The organism is Sphingomonas dokdonensis (genome assembly GCF_002197685.1).
GTDB lineage: Bacteria > Pseudomonadota > Alphaproteobacteria > Sphingomonadales > Sphingomonadaceae > Sphingomonas > Sphingomonas dokdonensis.
This window is the reverse complement of record NZ_NBBI01000001.1, coordinates 716229-733629: the sequence shown is the minus strand read 5'-3', so window position 1 is coordinate 733629 and position 17401 is coordinate 716229. Positions and strand designations below refer to the sequence as shown.

General features: G+C 64.3%; 16 protein-coding genes. 6 read left to right on the top strand and 10 right to left on the bottom strand.

Annotation, left to right across the window (positions count from 1 at the left end):
- Positions 1-85 precede the first annotated feature (85 nt).
- A complete protein-coding gene (locus tag SPDO_RS03415) occupies positions 86-979 on the bottom strand; it encodes an ROK family protein (RefSeq protein ID WP_245829047.1) in 894 nt (297 codons plus the stop codon).
- A complete protein-coding gene (locus SPDO_RS03410; protein WP_088365995.1) occupies positions 980-1420 on the bottom strand; it encodes a MarR family winged helix-turn-helix transcriptional regulator in 441 nt (146 codons plus the stop codon).
- Between the two features lie 78 nt (positions 1421-1498).
- On the opposite strand from SPDO_RS03410, the gene hppD reads away from it, so the two are divergent.
- From hppD to SPDO_RS03390, 4 genes are all read left to right on the top strand, one after another.
- Entirely contained in the window at positions 1499-2536 is a 1038-nt protein-coding gene (gene hppD, locus SPDO_RS03405; protein ID WP_088366356.1) for a 4-hydroxyphenylpyruvate dioxygenase, read from the top strand.
- 266 nt (positions 2537-2802) lie between these two features.
- Positions 2803-4086, top strand: a complete 1284-nt coding sequence (gene hmgA, locus SPDO_RS03400; RefSeq protein ID WP_088365994.1) for a homogentisate 1,2-dioxygenase — start codon at positions 2803-2805, stop codon at positions 4084-4086.
- Entirely contained in the window at positions 4083-4433 is a 351-nt protein-coding gene (locus SPDO_RS03395) for a Rieske (2Fe-2S) protein (RefSeq protein WP_088365993.1), read from the top strand. The genes hmgA and SPDO_RS03395 overlap by 4 nt, the downstream gene beginning before the upstream one ends.
- A 9-nt stretch (positions 4434-4442) precedes the next feature.
- Positions 4443-5081: a DsbA family oxidoreductase gene (locus tag SPDO_RS03390; RefSeq protein ID WP_088365992.1), complete on the top strand. Its 639-nt coding sequence runs from the start codon at positions 4443-4445 to the stop codon at positions 5079-5081.
- Here SPDO_RS03390 and SPDO_RS03385 read toward each other — a convergent pair.
- Together SPDO_RS03385 and SPDO_RS03380 are read right to left on the bottom strand one after the other, a co-directional pair.
- Entirely contained in the window at positions 5078-5710 is a 633-nt protein-coding gene (locus tag SPDO_RS03385) for a glutathione S-transferase family protein (RefSeq protein ID WP_088365991.1), read from the bottom strand. The genes SPDO_RS03390 and SPDO_RS03385 overlap by 4 nt on opposite strands.
- A gap of 4 nt (positions 5711-5714) precedes the next feature.
- Complete coding sequence (locus tag SPDO_RS03380) at positions 5715-8909, bottom strand: acetyl-CoA carboxylase family protein (protein ID WP_088365990.1); 3195 nt, start codon at positions 8907-8909, stop codon at positions 5715-5717.
- Between the two features lie 99 nt (positions 8910-9008).
- On the opposite strand from SPDO_RS03380, the gene SPDO_RS03375 reads away from it, so the two are divergent.
- Positions 9009-10283 (top strand): MFS transporter, encoded by a 1275-nt coding sequence (locus SPDO_RS03375; protein WP_088366355.1) that lies wholly within the window; start codon positions 9009-9011, stop codon positions 10281-10283.
- Here SPDO_RS03375 and SPDO_RS03370 read toward each other — a convergent pair.
- The 6 genes from SPDO_RS03370 to SPDO_RS03345 form a co-directional block, all read right to left on the bottom strand.
- Positions 10270-10806 (bottom strand): (2Fe-2S)-binding protein, encoded by a 537-nt coding sequence (locus SPDO_RS03370; protein WP_088365989.1) that lies wholly within the window; start codon positions 10804-10806, stop codon positions 10270-10272. The genes SPDO_RS03375 and SPDO_RS03370 overlap by 14 nt on opposite strands.
- A gap of 6 nt (positions 10807-10812) precedes the next feature.
- Complete coding sequence (locus SPDO_RS03365; protein ID WP_088365988.1) at positions 10813-11934, bottom strand: CaiB/BaiF CoA transferase family protein; 1122 nt, start codon at positions 11932-11934, stop codon at positions 10813-10815.
- A gap of 88 nt (positions 11935-12022) precedes the next feature.
- Positions 12023-13132: a CaiB/BaiF CoA transferase family protein gene (locus SPDO_RS03360; protein WP_088365987.1), complete on the bottom strand. Its 1110-nt coding sequence runs from the start codon at positions 13130-13132 to the stop codon at positions 12023-12025.
- A 10-nt stretch (positions 13133-13142) separates the two neighbouring features.
- Positions 13143-14327, bottom strand: a complete 1185-nt coding sequence (locus SPDO_RS03355; protein ID WP_088365986.1) for an acyl-CoA dehydrogenase — start codon at positions 14325-14327, stop codon at positions 13143-13145.
- A 158-nt stretch (positions 14328-14485) separates the two neighbouring features.
- A complete protein-coding gene (locus tag SPDO_RS03350; RefSeq protein ID WP_088365985.1) occupies positions 14486-14830 on the bottom strand; it encodes a DUF6285 domain-containing protein in 345 nt (114 codons plus the stop codon).
- On the bottom strand, positions 14827-15843 hold the full coding sequence (locus SPDO_RS03345) for a phosphotransferase family protein (RefSeq protein ID WP_088365984.1): 1017 nt from the start codon (positions 15841-15843) through the stop codon (positions 14827-14829). The genes SPDO_RS03350 and SPDO_RS03345 overlap by 4 nt, the downstream gene beginning before the upstream one ends.
- Before the next feature lie 90 nt (positions 15844-15933).
- Between SPDO_RS03345 and SPDO_RS03340 the strand changes: the two genes are divergently transcribed.
- Positions 15934-17301, top strand: coding sequence for an acyl-CoA dehydrogenase family protein (locus SPDO_RS03340; protein WP_088365983.1), 1368 nt, complete (start codon positions 15934-15936; stop codon positions 17299-17301).
- Positions 17302-17401: the final 100 nt, after the last annotated feature.

The window sequence follows — 17401 nt, the reverse complement described above, 5'->3', positions numbered from 1 at the left end:
GGAAGACGTCAAAAATGCTTTACGAACCATTACCGGAAAGGGTTAATGGTCAACAATCCTGTCCGATTAGGACGCGTTCGTCGGATCAGCGATCCAGCAGCGCCTGCTGACCAAGCACGATCGCACCCAGCGGCCCCGCGTTATGGCCAAGGCTCGCCGGCACCACAAAGGTGTCGACATCCTCGATCTCTGGCAGCGCGACATAGCCGTTCAGCGATGCGCGCAACGCCGCTCGGATCCGCGGCAACAGAAACTGGCTCCCGACGATCACGCCGCCACCCATCACGATGCGCCGCGGCACGCCGGTCAGCGTCACCACGTGCAGCATCTGCGCAAGCGCATGCACCACGCCGTCCCACGCCGCGTGATCGGCCGGCAGATCCTGCCCCTTCATCCCCGCGCGTGCCGCGATCGCCGGCCCGGACGCGAGCCCTTCGACGCAGGCGCCATGAAAGGGGCAGACCCCAACCCAGTCGTCGCCGGCGATCCGCTGCGGGCGAATGTGGCCCAGCTCGCTGTGCGTCAGCCCTTCCACCGGCACGCCGCCGGCGATCAGCCCCACGCCGATCCCCGTACCGACCGTGACATAGGCTAGGTCGGCAAGCCCGCCGGCAGCACCCCAGCGCGCTTCGCCCAGCGCGGCGCCAACCACGTCGGACTGAAAGCCCGTCGGCACGTCGTAGCGCGCCGCAAGGCGCCGCGCGACGTCGGTGCCCGCCCAACCGGGCTTTGGCGTGGACGTGATCGAGCCATAGTCGCCCGCCGTCCGATCGATCGAGACGGGGCCGAAGCTCGCAATGCCAAGCGCCGCAAACCCCTGCCATTGATCGATCACCTGCTCGATCGCGGTCAGGGTCTCATCGGGAGACGTGGTCGGCAATTCTACCCGCTCCTCGATCGCCTCCGGCCCACGCGCCAGCAGCACCACGCACTTGGTGCCCCCAAGCTCCACCCCGGCAATCAACGGCAAATCAGACAATCAAGCCTCCAGCGCTGCTGCATCGATCCGTCGCAGCATCGCCACGAACCCGTCGAGCTCTTTCTGGGTGAAGCAAGCGAAGATCGTGCGCTCCAGTTCCAGCGCCTTGGGCGCCACGCTGGCATACAGGTCGCGGCCATGGGTCGTAAGCGACAGATGATGCGACCGCTTGTCGCCGGGATTGGGCGCGCGGGTCAGCAGCCCACGCTCGACCAGCGCGATCGCCGCTCGGCTGACCGTAACCTTGTCCATGCGCGTGCGCTCGCCGATGTCCGCCTGCGTGATCGCCTCCACTTCCGCGATCACCGCGATCAGCCGCCACTCGGGAATGGTCAGGCCAAACAGCGATTCATAAGCGCGCGCGATCCGGTCGCTCACCAGATTGGACGTCACCGACAATCGGTACGGCAGGAACCGGTCGAGCACGAGATGGTTCGTCATGAAAGCAGTGGTAGCATTTGACACGGATGCCTCAAGCCGCGATGATAGTAACAAATGTTACTGGATGAGGACACGCTCATGTCGACCGACAACCCCCTGGGCCTGAACGGCTTCGAATTCGTCGAATTCACCTCTCCCGACCCCGAGGCGATGGCCAAGCAGTTCGAGCAGCTCGGCTTCGTGGCGACGCATCGGCACCCGACGAAGAACATCACCCGCTACAAGCAGGGGCGTATCAACCTGATGCTGAACCGCGACGAGGCGGGCCGGGTGAAGCAGTTCCGCAACGAACATGGCGCCTCGGCCAGCGCGATGGCGTTCCGCGTCGCCGATCCGAAAAAGGCGCTCGAATGGGCGCTCGCCAACGGCGGCAAGCCGACCGAAGAGGACGACACCGTCATCATGGGCATCGGCGGCTCGTACCTGTATTTCATTCAGGACGACATCGACCTGTATGAAAACTGGGCCGAATATCCCGGCTGGCAGGAGAATGAGGCGAAGAACAGCGTCGGGCTCGACCTGCTCGATCACCTCACCCACAACGTTCGCCGCGGCCAGATGCAGGTGTGGAGCCAATTCTATCGCACGCTCTTCAATTTCGAGGAGCAGAAGTACTTCGACATCAAGGGCAAGGCGACCGGCCTGTTCAGCCAGGCGATGATCGCCCCCGATAAGGCGATCCGCATCCCTCTGAACGAAAGTCAGGACGACAATTCGCAGATCGAGGAGTTCATCCGCGAATATCAGGGCGAAGGCATCCAGCATCTCGCGCTGACCACCGATGACATCTTCGACACCGTCGAGCGCCTGCGCGCCCGCGGCGTGAACCTGCAGGACACGATCGAGACCTATTACGAACTGGTCGACAAGCGCGTCCCCGGCCATGGCGAGGATCTGGCGCGGCTGAAGAAGAACCGCATCCTCATCGACGGCTCGGTCGAGTCCGGCGAAGGCATCCTGCTCCAGATCTTCACCGAAAACATGTTCGGCCCGATCTTCTTCGAGATCATCCAGCGCAAGGGCAACGAAGGCTTCGGCAACGGAAACTTCCAGGCGCTGTTCGAAAGCATCGAGCTCGACCAGATCCGTCGGGGCGTCATTAAGGTCGATGCCTGACCGATGATCGAGGCGCCTGCCTCGATCGAGGTGCGGCGCTCCGGCGCCGCCATCGACCGGCCAGCGCAGCAAAGCCGGCGCACCAGGCGCGGCTTTGCCGCGTCTGACGCGCCGGCGAGCAGATCGCGCACCATCGCCCAAACCACCCGTCACTCCGGCCTTGCGCCGGGGTCCAACCATCCGCAACCTCCACGATCGTTGGACAAGCGGCACCCTGGATGCCGGGACAAGCCCGCCATGACGAAGCGATAGACGGAGAGGCCCGAATGCCGACCGACAGCAACTACACACCCGGCTTCGGCAACCACGTCGCGACCGAGGCGGTGCCCGGCGCCCTGCCCATCGGCCGCAACTCGCCGCAGAAGCCGCCCTTCGGCCTCTACGCGGAGCAGCTCTCCGGCACCGCCTTCACCGCGCCGCGTCACGAAAACCGCCGCTCCTGGCTGTATCGCCTCCGCCCCTCGGCCGAGCATCCGCCCTTCACCCGCTACGAAGGCGCCGCACGCTTCGCGCCGGGTACAGTCAAGGAACCGCTCGCGCCCAATCGCCTGCGCTGGGACCCGGTTGCCGGAGATAGTGGCGTCGACCTCGTCGATGGCATGACGACGATGCTGGCGAACCGTGATCCCGCCGATCTCGAAGGCGTCGCGCTCCACGTCTATGCCGCCGATCGCGACATGGAGAACCGCGTCTTCGTCGATGCGGACGGCGAATTGCTGTTCGTGCCGCAGGAGGGGCGCCTCGCGCTCCTGACCGAACTCGGCCGGATCGACATTGCGCCTGGCCAGGTCGCGCTGGTGCCGCGCGGCGTCCGCTTCCGCGCCGTGCTGCCCGATGGCTCGGCGCGCGGCTATGCGCTGGAAAACCACGGCGCGATGTTCCGCCTGCCCGATCTCGGCCCGATCGGCGCCAACGGCCTTGCCAATCCGCGCGATTTCGAAACGCCGAACGCCTGGTTCGAGGATCGCGACGAGCGTTGCGAGGTGATCCAGAAATATCTCGGCAGCCTGTGGCGTACCGAACTTCATCACTCGCCGCTCGACGTGGCCGCGTGGCACGGCAATCTCGCGCCGTGGCGCTACGATCTCACGCATTTCAACACCATCAACACCGTCAGTTTCGACCATCCCGATCCGTCGATCTTCACCGTGCTGACCTCGCCGTCGGACGTGCCCGGCCGCGCCAACGCCGATTTCGTGATCTTCCCGCCGCGCTGGATGGTGGCGGAGGACACTTTCCGCCCGCCCTGGTTCCACCGCAACATCATGTCCGAAGCGATGGGGCTCATCACCGGCGCCTATGACGCCAAGGCCGAAGGCTTCCGCCCGGGCGGCCTCTCGCTCCACAATCTGCTGAGCGGCCACGGGCCGGATAAGGCGACGTGGGACGCGGCGTCGAACGCCAATCTGAAGCCGCACAAGATCGGCGGCACCATGGCCTTCATGCTGGAAAGCTGCTGGCCCTATCGCCCGACCAGCTTCGCGCTTGAGCACGCCCAGCCCGATTACGACGCCTGCTGGGCCGATTTCCCCAAGGCGACGCTGCCCTGACCGAGCGTCTCTCCGCCACGCCGGCCGGCGTCACGCTCGGTCCGCTCGATCAGATCGCGGACGGCGCCGCGCGCAGCTTCGTCATCGAACTGCGCGCCGGCCGCTTCCACGGCTTCGCCGTCCGGCGCGGTGACGACGTGTTCGGCTATGTCGATCGCTGCCCGCACATGGGCCTGCCGCTCGCGCAAAAGCTCGACGATTATGTCGCGGCGGATCGCATCGCATGCAGTTGGCACGGCGCGCTGTTCGATATCGAGAGCGGCACCTGCGTCGGCGGCCCCTGCCCGGGCACCGCCTTGACGCCATGGCCGCTTCGGGTGGAGGCTGGCGCGATCGTGACGGCTTAGGAGTTCACCATGCACACATTGCGGCTCGACATCGTCTCCGACATCGTGTGCCCCTGGTGCTACATCGGCCTCGCCAATCTCGAAAGGGCCTTGGGTGCGCTTGGCGGCACGGTGCAGGCAGACCTCACCTTTCACCCGCTCCAACTCAATCCAGGCCTCCCTCCCGAAGGCGAGCTATCGTCGGATAACATCGCCCGCAAATACGGCATCACGCCCGACCAGGCGAAATCGCGCGGCGGCGGTGTACGGGCGGCGGCGCAGGAGGCGGGGCTCGCCATGGCCGGTCGCCCCGATCGAATCTACGACACGTTCGACGCACACCGGCTTCTCGCCTTCGCCGCCAAGGACGGTCGACAGGTTGCGCTCAAGCACGCGCTCTTCGACGCCTATTTCGAACGCGGCCTCAACATATCTGGCCATGACGTCCTTATTGATGCTGCAGAGGCGGCCGGACTAGATCGATCCGAGGCCAAAACGGTGCTGAAAACAGGCCGCTTTGCAGCCGAGGTTCACGACGACGAAATCGAGTGGCGATCGGAGGGAATCGCCTCTGTCCCGACCATGGTGATCGATGGTGAGTTCACCATCAACGGCGCGCAGGCTCCCGATCGGATCGAGCGCGCTTTCCGCAAACTGGCAGCGCGCTAGGCAGCCGATCCGGCCGACTTCTGCGCCGCCTTGGCCTTGGCGAACCCGTCGCGGGCTTTCAACCGCTCCCAATAGGCGGCAACTTGCGGCGGAAAGCCTTGATCTATCTTCAGGCTTTTCGCCAACAGCAATGCATAACCCACTGAAATATCGGCCGCGGTAAACCGGTCCGCCACCAACCACTCACGATCGCTCAGCGCGCGCTCGACATGCCGCAATCGGGAGTGGAACCACTGGGCGTAATCATCGGCCGCCTGCGGCAAGCGTCGCTCCGGCGGCTCCAGCATCCGATAACGCAGCACCAACGTCTGGGGAAACGTGAGCGTCGCCTCACCGAAATGCAGCCAGTTCAGCCATGCGCCATAGCCGCCTTCGTCTGGCGAAACGGCCAGAGGCGTCGGCCCATGTTTCACAGCAAGATATTGAACGATTGCAGCGGATTCCGTCATTCTCGTCTCCCCATCGATCAACAACGGAATGGTGCCGAGCGGATTGGCATCAAGGTACGTCGGCTGGCGGATGCGCGGCGGAAACGGCAGCAGATGCAGCTTGTACGCAAGCCCCAGTTCTTCCAGCGCCCACAAGGCGCGAAAGGAGCGAGCGTCAGCACAATGATATAGTTCGATCATCGCCTCACCATGTATCGATATAGCGGCCGGAGCGCCGCGAGGGAGTGGATGCCAGCCCGCGGAGCAGCCACTTGCGCGTATCCGCCGGATCTATGACAGCGTCGATCTCAAGGTACTGCGCCACCGACACAGCTTTGCCGCGCTCGTAGGATTGCGCCACAAGCTGTTCGAAACGCTTCTGTCTCTCGCTTTCTTCGGCGATCGCTTCCAGTTCCTTGCGATAGCCCAGCCGCACAGCGCCCTCGAGACCCATGCCGCCGAACTCCGCCGTTGGCCATGCGATCGTGAACGGCCCGGCATGGAGCGATCCACCAGCCATCGCTTGTGCCCCCAAGCCGTAGGCTTTGCGGATGACAACGGTGAAAACAGGGACCGATAGCGCCGCACCGACGACGAACATGCGAGCCGCACGCCGGATCGGCGCGGTCTTTTCCGCCTCCGGTCCGACCATGAACCCGGGCGTGTCGCACAAGGACACGATCGGGATCCCGAAGGCATCGCACAGTTGGAAGAACCGCGCCGCCTTATCCGCACCTTCGGCATCAACAGCACCCGATAAGTAGCGACAATCGTTGGCAATCAGCCCGACCGCTCGGCCGTCGATCCGTGCCAGACCGGTGATCATGCCCCGTGCGTACCCTCCGCGAAGCTCCACAAAGCTGTCCGCATCGAAGAGTCCGGCGATCACCGCGCGCATGTCGAACACCCGCAATCGATTTTCGGGCACTGCGTGCCGCAACAGGCGTTGATCCGGCACCGTGCCAGGCGAGATCGTACCTTGGAAAAAGGACAGCAGCCGCCGCGCAACGTCCGTTGCATCGGCCTCATCCTCCGCCAGTATGTCGATCGCCCCGCTCTGCCAGTGCACGTCGACCGGCCCCACCTCCTTGGGGGAAAACACCCCCAACCCACCCCCTTCGATCATCGCCGGGCCGCCAACGCCGATGTGCGCATCGCGCGTCGCGATCGTGATGTCGCAACTGCCGAACAGAACGGCATTGCCCGCGAAAGAATAGCCTGACGTGATCCCGAGGCGCGGGGCCACACCCGACAGAGCGGCAAAGCTGCGGAACGTCGGCACGTCGAGACCTGTTGCCCCGACTGAGTCCACATCACCCGGCCGCCCGCCACCACCTTCCGTATAGAAGACGATCGGCAGCTTCAGATCGGCGGCGATGCCAAGTAGCCGATCGGTCTTGCGATGATTGTTGTGCCCCTGCGTGCCGGCAAGGACCGTGTAGTCGTAGGCGAGCCCGAGGCACTTGGCCGCTTCCTCTCCGTGATCATGCGCGTTTACTGTGCCAATCCCCCCGATCATGCCGTCGGCAGGCGTGTTGCGCATCAGATCGTCAAGGCTGCGTCGCCGCCGCTGCGCGGCAATCGTCAGCGCGCCATATTCGACGAAGCTTCCTGCGTCGAACAGATCGTCTAGATTTTCACGGGCGCTACGCTGATTAGTACGGCGGCGACGCTCCATCGCGTCGGGCCTGTTTTCATCGAGCCCAAGCGCGTGACGGGCCTGCACCTCGGCGAGATCGGGACGGATGAAGTCCGGATCGATCACCTGCTCGGCCGAGTCATGCTCACCGACATCGGTCGATGGTGACAATCGCAAGACGACACTGCCTTCGTCGATCACGCGGCCCACGTGCGCCGACACGGCCTCAACGATGCCGCTGTTCGGCGCGACGATCGCGTGCTGCATCTTCAGCGCCTCGATCGTGCCCACTTCCGCGCCGGCGCGAACCGCATCGCCAACCGCCACGTCGATCGAGACCACAACGCCCGAAAGTGGCGCAGTCACCACCTCTGCATTCGCCTGTCCTGTGCCTTGATCGGCAGTGTCTTGCTCGGTAGCCGGAGCAAGGCTGGCGACGTTGCGTTCGAACCACGCCGTATCGATCTCGGCCTCTGCAACTTCCGAGCGGGCCAGCAGCGCCGCATGAAGTGCGATATTCGTCGCTACGCCATCTATGCGATATTCCGAAATAGCGCGGCGCGCCCGTGCAAGGACGGCTGGCCAATCCTGCGCATGAACGATCAACTTCGCCAACAACGGATCGAAGCGGGGGTTCGTCACGTATCCGGGCTGCGCCGCGCTATCGATCCGAATACCCGGACCGCCAGGCGTATAGAGGCCACTTATCGACCCGGCGGATGGCCGCGGCGCGCCATCGCTGGCTATTGTCTCTGCGTTGATCCGCAACTGGATGGCGACACCGCGAGGCGCGGGCAGCGAAGCCGGCAGCGTCTCTCCGCTAGCCAGTGAGAGCTGTAACGCAACGAGGTCAACGCCGAAGACTTCCTCGGTTACTGTGTGTTCCACCTGCAGGCGCGGATTGACCTCAAGAAAGGCGAAGGCCTCGGCATGGTCAGGCGGCAAGGTGCGATCGACCAGGAACTCAGCTGTTGCCAGCCCGACGTACCCGGTACCGTCAAGCAGCCGGATGGCGGCAGCGACGATCCGATCGGCTAAACCCGGGTCAAGCGCCTGGGCAGGTGCGATCTCCAGCAGTTTCTGATGGCGCCGTTGCAGCGTGCAATCCCGCGTGCCGAGCGCCGCCACACGGCCACTCGCATCGCCGAGCAACTGCACTTCGATATGCCGCGCCGACACGATGTAGCGCTCGACCAACACTGCATCGGAGCCAAAGGCGGACAGCGCCTCGGCGCCCGCGGCCTCGATCTGAGCGGCAAGCGTGGAAAGGTCGTGAACCACGCGTATACCCCGGCCACCGCCGCCCGCCACCGCTTTCACGATCACCGGTCCGCGCGCGTCATCGCCTTCCGCCAATACCGGAACGCCCATCGCACTGGCGTGCCGCTTGGCCCGGGCCTTGTCCCCGAACAACGTCAGCAACGCCGCGTCGGGGCCGACAAAGACCAGCCCCGCCTCCCTGCAGGCCGCTGCCAATCCTGCGTTCTCGCTGAGAAACCCGTAGCCAGGATGCACGGCATCGCAGCCGCTGCTGCGCGCTGCTGCGATGATGCCGTCAGTGGAAAGGTAGGCTGACGCCCCCTCTCCCTCCAGCGCGATCGAGGCATCCGCTGCCCGGGCATGCGGCGCGTCGCGCTCATCCTGCGAATGGACCGCAACGGTCCTCAGCCCCAGTGCGGCGGCCGTTCGGGCAATACGAATTGCGATCTCGCCACGGTTGGCGATCAGCAGGCTTTCGATGGCGCCTCTCCTTTGCGCCATTTGTCGAGCGCCTGACGCGCGGCATCAACCCCTTTCTGCATCGCTCGGCTAAGACTAAGCCATGCCGTGGACCACAAGCGCGTGGTCTGCGCTCAGACGATGAACAAGGGCAGCATGAACCCGCGACTGAAATCGATCATCGGCGGTTCTACCGGCAATCTGGTGGAATGGTACGATTGGTACGCCTACTCGGCATTCACCCTCTATTTCGCGCCGCATTTCTTTCCGTCCGAAGATCGCACGGCGCAACTGCTGAGCGCCGCTGCCGTATTTGCCGTCGGCTTCATCATGCGGCCGATCGGGGCGTGGATCATGGGCATCTATGCCGATCGGCGCGGGCGCAAGGCCGGACTCACCTTGTCGGTGACGCTGATGTGCGCCGGATCGTTCCTGATTGCCGTCACGCCCGGCTATCAGAGCATCGGCGTGCTGGCACCGGGCTTGCTCGTTTTCGCGCGTCTGATGCAGGGGCTGTCGGTCGGCGGCGAATATGGTGCGAGCGCGACCTATCTGTCCGAGATGGCCGGGCGCGACCGCCGAGGTTTTTTCTCGAGTTTTCAATATGTCACGCTGATTGCCGGACAGCTGACCGCATTGCTCGTGCTTCTGCTTTTGCAATCCACCATGACAGAAGCGGCGTTGGATGCGTGGGGATGGCGCATTCCGTTCGCCATCGGCGGCGTGCTGGCGATTGTCGTCTTTCGCATTCGGCGCGGGTTGGCGGAGACCGAGAGCTTCAAGCAGGCGGCGGGGCCAAAGTCTGGCTTCTGGACGCTTGTCACGCAGCACCCGCGCGAGACCGCCACGGTGATGCTCCTGACAGCCGGCGGTACGCTCGCCTTTTATGCCTATTCGATCTACATGCAGAAGTTCCTGGTAAATACCAGCGGGTTCGACCGGCAGACCGCCAGCCAGATCAACGCCGCAACGCTCTTCGTTTTCATGTGTTTGCAGCCACTTGCTGGCGGCTTCAGCGATCGCGTCGGACGTAAGCCTCTGATGGTCGGTTTCGGGATCCTGGGCGTTCTGGGAACCTATCCGATTTTTTCCACGCTGGAGACTGTGCGCAATCCGGTGGTTGCCGGGCTGCTGGTGATGGCCGCACTCGTGATCGTAACGGGTTACACGTCGATCAACGCGGTGGTGAAGGCGGAGTTGTTTCCCGCCAACATCAGGGCGCTGGGCGTCGCGCTTCCTTATGCGCTTGCCAATACTCTGTTCGGGGGCACCGCGGAATATGTCGCGCTGTCTTTCAAGGATGCTGGCTGGGAGCGCGGTTTCTATTGGTATGTCAGTGGGATGATCGCGATATCTCTCGTGGTTTATATCCGCATGCGCGACACGAGGATCACCAGCCGGATCAGCGAGGAGTAAGCGCCGGCACGCTGCGCGCCGCCTCGGCCGGATCGATTCCCGGCCGAGCGACAGTGGGCAATGTTTCGTCGCCGCGGGCGGCCCGGGCGGCACGTTGAACGGCCTCTACGAGGCGCGGATAGATGCCGCAGCGGCACAAATTGGAGAGCGCCTGGCGAATCTTGGCCTCGGACGGATCGCGGTCGTTCTTGATCAGTACGGCAGCCGCCATAACGACACCCGGAACGCAGAAGCCGCATTGCACGACATTGCCGGCGAGCAAGGCCGCTTGCACCGGATGCGCGCGATCGCGTGACAAACCCTCGACGGTGGTGACAAAGCTGCCCTCCACCTGCGCGATCGTGACCTGACAGGAGCGGACGGCGCGACCGTCGATGTCGACGGTGCACGCCCCACAGCTACCCGTTCCGCAGCCATATTTCGTCCCCGTCAGATTGGACGCATCACGCAACGCCCAGAGCAAGGGAGTGGCTGGATCGAGGCGATATTCAATTGCCTCGTTGTTGACGGTTAGTCGCGACATTCAGCCTCAATAGCCGAGCACCGCGACCTCCGCATCATCGAAGCCGAGCTCGCGGAGCACGGCTGCGTCCTGCCTCTCGCCACCAAGCGAGGGTGCGACCGTTCCGCTCTTGGAATAGCGCGGCGCAGGCGCGGGCTGCTTGATGCCGCCCGCTTCGACAAAGGTACCGCGCGCCTTATTGTGCGAATCGTCATACGCCTCGTCGAAGCCGAGCACCGGGGCAAAGCAGACATCGTGGCCCTTGAACGCCGCGACCCATTCGTCGCGGGTCTTCGTCTTAAACAGGGCGGTCAGTTCATCCTTTAGCGCCGGCCATTGCCGCTGATCCATCTGCGCCGACCATCTGTCGTCGCTGAGTCCCATAACCTGCCGGAACTCGGCATAGAACTGCGGCTCGATCGCGCCAAGCGATATGAACTTGCCATCGCTCGTTTCGTAGGTGTCGTAGAAGTGCGCAGCGGTATCGAGCAGGTTCGTGCCGCGCTCGTCGCTCCACCGGCCCATGCCGCGGAAACCCCACATCATCGTCATCAGCACCGCCGATCCATCGGTCATCGCGGCGTCGACCACCTGCCCCTCGCCGGTGCGCGCGGCGTGGAGCAGCGCGGCAAGCATGCCGTAGGCCAGGAACATCCCGCCCCCGCCGAAATCGCCCGCCAGATTGATCGGCGGCGTCGGCTTCTCGCCCTTGCGGCCAAAAGCGTGAAGCGCTCCCGATATCGCGATGTAGTTGATGTCATGGCCGGGCTCGGGCGCCATCGGGCCATACTGGCCCCAACCGGTCATGCGGCCATAGACGAGCTTCGGATTGTCGGCGAGCAGCACGTCGGGGCCAAGCCCAAGGCGCTCCATCACGCCGGGGCGGAAGCCCTCGATAATGGCGTCGGCGCCCTTCACGATCTTTCGCACCGCCTCGATCGCCTTGGGATCCTTCAGATCCATGCCGATCGACTTGCGGCTACGCAGCAGCGGGTCCTTTTCCGCGACGCCATTGCCCTGCGTCTTGCCCGGTCGATCGATGCGAATCACCTCTGCGCCGTGATCGGCCAGCATCATGCCGGCGAACGGCCCCGGGCCGATCCCGGCGAATTCGACGATACGGATACCGGCGAGGGGTGGCGTGCTCACGGATGCTCTCTCCTGTATGATTTGCAGGGAGAGGTATCGCGGCGCGGACGCGAGCACAACAAAAGTTATGCTCGGCACGCTGCGCTCATCAGGAGCGGAGCGTCGGCGCCCCGTTCTTGAGCGCGAGCGCGGCGTCCGAAAACTGGATCGGGGTGCGCAGGCCGGCGATGGGCCGCGCCTCGCTGGGCGGCAGTACCATGCCGCGCGCCTGGACCTGCGGGTCGTTCAGCGCCTGTTCGACGGTGTTGATCGGTCCCGCGGGCACTCCCGCCGCCTCCAGTCGTGCCAGCAGATCGTCACGCGTGAAGGTGCGGCAGCGTTCCTCGACCAGCGCGAACAGCGGCGCACGATGTTCGATCCGCCCGGCGTTGGTGTCCCAACGTTGGTCCGGGCCAATTCCGACAATAGCGGCAAAGCGGTGATATTGTGCATCATTGCCGACCGCCAGGATGAACCAGCCGTCGCTGGTGGGGAACACGGCATAGGGGCTGACGTTCGCATGGGCGTTGCCCATCCGCGCCGGGTTCTCGCCGCTGGCGAAATAATTCGCCGCCTGGTTCGCCAGCACGCCGACCATCGTGTCGAGCAGCGCGCAATCGACCTGCTGCCCCCGCCCGGTCCGCGCGCGCATCATCAGCGCCGCCTGAATGCCGATCGTTGCGTATAGCCCAGTCATGATGTCGGCAAAGGCAACGCCGATCTTCTGCGGCGCGCCGCCCGGCTCGCCGGTCAACGACATGATTCCGCCCATGCCCTGGATGATGAAATCGTAGCCGGCGCGATGGGCATAGGGCCCGGTCTGGCCGAAGCCGGTGATCGAGCAATAGACGAGCCGCGGATGATCTGGCGCGAGGCTCGCATAATCGAGCCCATATTTGGCGAGCCCGCCGACCTTGAAATTCTCGATCACCACGTCCGCGTCGGCGATCAGCGCCTTCACACGAGCGACATCCTCCGCCTTGGTGAAGTCCGCAATGATGCTCGACTTGCCGCGGTTACAGGCGTGGTAGTAGGCCGCGGCGCGGTCGCCGTCGTGCTCGACGAATGGCGGGCCCCAGGTGCGGGTATCATCGCCCGCGGGGCTCTGTATCTTGATCACATCGGCGCCGAGATCGGCCAGGATCTGCCCCGCCCAGGGGCCGGCGAGGATGCGGGCAAGCTCGACGACCTTGATGCCCTTGAGCGGGGTTTCCTTCATGTGCCGGCGCTCAGAAGGCAGCGATGCCGGTAATCGCGCGGCCGAGGATCAGCGCATGCACATCATGCGCGCCCTCGTAGGTGTTGACCGTTTCCAGGTTCATCACGTGGCGCATCACCTGATATTCGCCCGAAATGCCATTCCCGCCGTGCATGTCACGCGACACGCGGGCGATATCGAGCGCCTTGCCGACATTGTTGCGCTTCACGATCGAGACCATTTCCGGTGCGAAGCGGCCTTCGTCCATCAGGCGGCCGACGCGCAGGGACGCTTGCAGACCGAGCGCAATCTCGGTCTCCATGTCGGCCAGTTTCTTCTGATACAGCTGAGTCGCGGCGAGCGGCCGACCGAATTGGTGGCGATCGAGGCCATATTGCCGCGCGGCGTGCATGCAGAATTCCGCTGCGCCCATCGCGCCCCAGCTAATGCCATAGCGCGCCCGGTTGAGACAGCCAAACGGCCCCTTCAGCCCCTGCACGTCGGGAAGCAGTGCATCCTCGCCCACCTCGACATCATCCAGCACGATCATGCCGGTGATCGATGCGCGCAGCGACAGCTTGCCCTCGATCTTCGGCGCCGACAGCCCCTTCATGCCCTTTTCCAGCACGAACCCGCGGATCGCGCCGCCATGTTCCTCGCTCTTCGCCCACACGACGAACACGTCGGCGATCGGCGAATTGCTGATCCAGGTCTTGCTACCCGACAGGCGGTACCCGCCGTCGCTCTTCACCGCGCGGGTCTTCATGCCGCCGGGGTCGGAGCCGGCATCCGGCTCGGTCAGGCCGAAGCAGCCGATCCACTCGCCGCTCGCCAACTTGGGCAGATACTTCCGCTTCTGCGCTTCCGAGCCATAAGCGTGGATGGGGTACATCACGAGGCTCGACTGGACGCTCATCATCGAACGGTAACCCGAATCGATCCGCTCCACCTCACGCGCGACCAGGCCATAAGCGACATACGACGCGCCGACGCCGCCATATTCCTCTGGCACCGTCGGGCCGAGCAGGCCGAGTGCGCCCATTTCTCGGAAGATGTCCGGATCGGTATGCTCGTTGGCGAACGCATCAATGATGCGCGGTGCGAGCTTTTCCTCGGCATAGGCGCGCGCCGTGTCGCGCACCATCCGCTCATCCTCGGTCAGTTGTTCGTCCAGAAGAAAGGGATCTGCCCAGTCGAATGCGCCCATGCCAGCCATAATCTACTCCGCCAAAGTGCCAGGAGCGAAACGCTCCGATCCGTTCGGGCTAAGCCTGTCGAAGCCCGAGCCGACCGGCAGCGGGCTAAGCGACACGCCCTTCGACAAGCTCAGGGCGAACGGAAATGATCGAGACGGTCTATAGTGCTTCGGGCAGGTCAGCCAAGCGCGTGCGCGTATTTCGGTTGGTCGATGGCGATCGTATCCAGCGCTGTTGCCTTAAGATGCGCAACCAATGCGGGTTCGTCGGGAGCGATCGTGCCGCTGCGGATCGCCGCCACCAGCGCCTCGTCCAATTCATTTCGGGTGCCGTCACGGTTCAGCAGCGCGCGCATCCGCTCTATCGCGCGCGCATCCGCTGCGGGGCTCATCGCCATGTCGCGCGCGGCGATCTCCAGCGCATTGCGCGCCACGCGCAAGCCAAAGACGCTCGCGCTCCCATCGACCGGCAGCCACTGCGCGACGCCCGCCACCAATTCCTGCGCCGTCGGGTGCGTGATCATGCCGCGTTCCTTTCGATGATCGCCACGATATCGGCCTCTGTTTCGGACAAGCGGCGCCCGATCACGCCGCGCTCCGGCCCGGCGCTCGGGTCCGAGGCGAAGCTCGCGTACATGCCCATCGTCATCACGCCCCATTTCAGGCTGCCAAGCATCGACCAGAAATCGACGCGCGCCGCGCTGATCGGCTCACCGCCTGCCTCGACATAGCCGTCGAGCAGGTCCTGAACGTCGCCGAAGCCACCGACATAGCGGTCGGGGCGGCCGAACTTCCAACTATTCGTACACAGCCAGCCCATGTCCTCGGCCGGATCACCGACGTGGACCAACTCCCAATCGAGCACCGCGACGAGGCCGTCGTTCGGATCGACCATGATGTTGCCGTTGCGGAAATCGCCATGAACGAAGCGCGGCGTCACCGCCTCTTTCGGCAGCCGCTTCTCCAGCCAGCGAAACGCCGCTTCGATCGTCGGGCGCACCGCGCCAGTCGCTCGCCACGTCGCCTCATAATTCGCGAGCGTGGTCGCCGCATCAGTCTGGTCGAGGCCGGACAGCGGCTCGACCGAATGGATCCGCGCAAGCGCCGCGCCGCACTGCCGCGCCAACTTGCCGCGCGCGGGCTCGAAGGCAGGGTCGCTCGTGATCTTCTTGCCAAGCGTCTCACCCGCCACGCGGTGCATGACATATGCCTCGTCCAGCCCATCCGCGTTTTCGTCACAAACGTAGGTGACGATCGGCGCGGGCACCCCTGCGGCGACCGCCAGCGCGATCGCCTTCGCTTCACGGCGGAGCGGCGGCTTTGAGACGGCAGAGTTCTCCACCATGCGCGTGCGTCGGCGCAGGATGAGCGGGACGGTGGCGCCGTCCGCCGCCACCGCATCGAACGCCCATGTCTCCATGCTGGCGCCACCAGTCAGCCGTACCAGATTCTCGACTCGCTCGGCGCCTGGCGCCATGCACGGGGCAAGCACGGACAGCCGCCGCGCCAACTCGTCTTTCGAAAGCCTCTCCGCCATCGCCCCTCAGCTTGTTTGATTTAGGGGCTTTAAAATCTCTGGCGGACCGTTAGGCAAGTTAAAAGACTCGACTTAATTCGGGAGAGGGCCATGGATTTCGGTTTGCCGCAGGATCTGCTCGACTATCTCAAGGAGCTGGACGCCTTCATTGAGGCGGAGATCAAGCCGCTTGAGGATGCGGACGATAACGTCCGCTTCTTCGACCACCGCCGCGAATACGCGCGCACTGATTTCGAAGCCGGCGGCCTGCCGCGGCACGAATGGGAAGATCTGATGCGCGAGGCGAAGAAGCGCGCGGACAAGGCCGGCCATCTGCGCTTCGCCATGGATCCCAAGTTCGGCGGCAAAGGCGGGTCGAACCTGTGGATGTGCGTCATCCGCGAATATCTCGCCGCCAAGGGACTCGGCCTCCACAACGATCTGCAGACCGAGCACTCGATTGTTGCCAACAATCCCTTCGCCAAGATGTTCGACGATTTCGGCACCGAGGAGCAGAAGGAGGAATTCATCACCGGCACGCTGAACGGCACCCGACGGGTGACCTTCGGCCTGACCGAACCGTATCACGGCTCCGATGCGACGCACATGGAAACGCGTGCGGTACCGGAATCGCGCAATGGCGTGCCGGGCTATGTCATCAACGGCGAGAAGATGTGGACGACGGGCATGCACGTCGCGACGCATTGCGCGCTCTTCGCCCGCACCAGCGGCGATGACGGCGCGGCGAAGGGTATCACCTGCTTCCTGGTGCCGACCGACGATGAGGGCGTTCAGATCGAGGAATATCTCTGGACCTTCAACATGCCGACGGATCACCCGCGCGTCAGCTTCAAGGACGTTTGGGTGCCTGACACGACGATCTTCGGCGATCCGGAAAACGGCCTGCCGGTTGCGCAGGCGTTCGTACACGAGAACCGCATCCGTCAGGCGGCGTCATCGCTAGGCGCCGCGACCTATTGTATCGAGGAGTCGATCCGCTACGCGCGGCAGCGCAAGCCGTTCGGCGAGGATCTCGCCCGCAACCAGGCGATCCAGTTCCCGCTCGTCGAGCTTGCCACCCAGGCCGAGATGCTGCGCCTGCTGATCCGCAAGACGGCGTGGGAAATGGACCAGATGCCGCACCACGAGGTGGAGAAGCGCCTCTCGGACAAGGTGTCGATGTGCAATTACTGGGGCAATCGCCTGTGCTGCGAGGCGGCCGATCGCGCGATGCAGGTGCATGGCGGCATCGGCTATTCGCGCCACAAGGCATTCGAGCACATCTATCGCCACCACCGCCGCTACCGCATTACCGAGGGCGCAGAGGAGATCCAGATGCGCAAGGTCGCGGCCTTCCTGTTCGGCTACCTTGGGCCACGCCGGCAGGAGTTCAAGGAGCTCGATTGGAGCGACGTCGACTATCGCAACAGCCAGATCCGGCCGCGCTCGGGCAAGCAGGCGCTCGGTTCGGTGTTCTGATTGACGGTCTGTCCTCACCGGCGGCGATCCAAGCCTACATTGGCGCCAACCGGTGGGCCGGGCCACTCACTTGCCGAGCAGACTTGCGGCACCTGCGCAA

Bases quoted from the DNA above. Each gene is read 5' to 3' on its own strand.
- SPDO_RS03410 (WP_088365995.1), bottom strand. From the start codon at position 1,420: ATGACGAACCATCTCGTGCTCGACCGGTTCCTGCCGTACCGATTGTCG.
- hppD (WP_088366356.1), top strand. From the start codon at position 1,499: ATGTCGACCGACAACCCCCTGGGCCTGAACGGCTTCGAATTCGTCGAA.
- hmgA (WP_088365994.1), top strand. From the start codon at position 2,803: ATGCCGACCGACAGCAACTACACACCCGGCTTCGGCAACCACGTCGCG.
- SPDO_RS03390 (WP_088365992.1), top strand. From the start codon at position 4,443: ATGCACACATTGCGGCTCGACATCGTCTCCGACATCGTGTGCCCCTGG.
- SPDO_RS03385 (WP_088365991.1), bottom strand. From the start codon at position 5,710: ATGATCGAACTATATCATTGTGCTGACGCTCGCTCCTTTCGCGCCTTG.
- SPDO_RS03380 (WP_088365990.1), bottom strand. From the start codon at position 8,909: ATGGCGCAAAGGAGAGGCGCCATCGAAAGCCTGCTGATCGCCAACCGT.
- SPDO_RS03375 (WP_088366355.1), top strand. From the start codon at position 9,009: ATGAACAAGGGCAGCATGAACCCGCGACTGAAATCGATCATCGGCGGT.
- SPDO_RS03370 (WP_088365989.1), bottom strand. From the start codon at position 10,806: ATGTCGCGACTAACCGTCAACAACGAGGCAATTGAATATCGCCTCGAT.
- SPDO_RS03360 (WP_088365987.1), bottom strand. From the start codon at position 13,132: ATGAAGGAAACCCCGCTCAAGGGCATCAAGGTCGTCGAGCTTGCCCGC.
- SPDO_RS03355 (WP_088365986.1), bottom strand. From the start codon at position 14,327: ATGGCTGGCATGGGCGCATTCGACTGGGCAGATCCCTTTCTTCTGGAC.
- SPDO_RS03350 (WP_088365985.1), bottom strand. From the start codon at position 14,830: ATGATCACGCACCCGACGGCGCAGGAATTGGTGGCGGGCGTCGCGCAG.
- SPDO_RS03345 (WP_088365984.1), bottom strand. From the start codon at position 15,843: ATGGCGGAGAGGCTTTCGAAAGACGAGTTGGCGCGGCGGCTGTCCGTG.
- SPDO_RS03340 (WP_088365983.1), top strand. From the start codon at position 15,934: ATGGATTTCGGTTTGCCGCAGGATCTGCTCGACTATCTCAAGGAGCTG.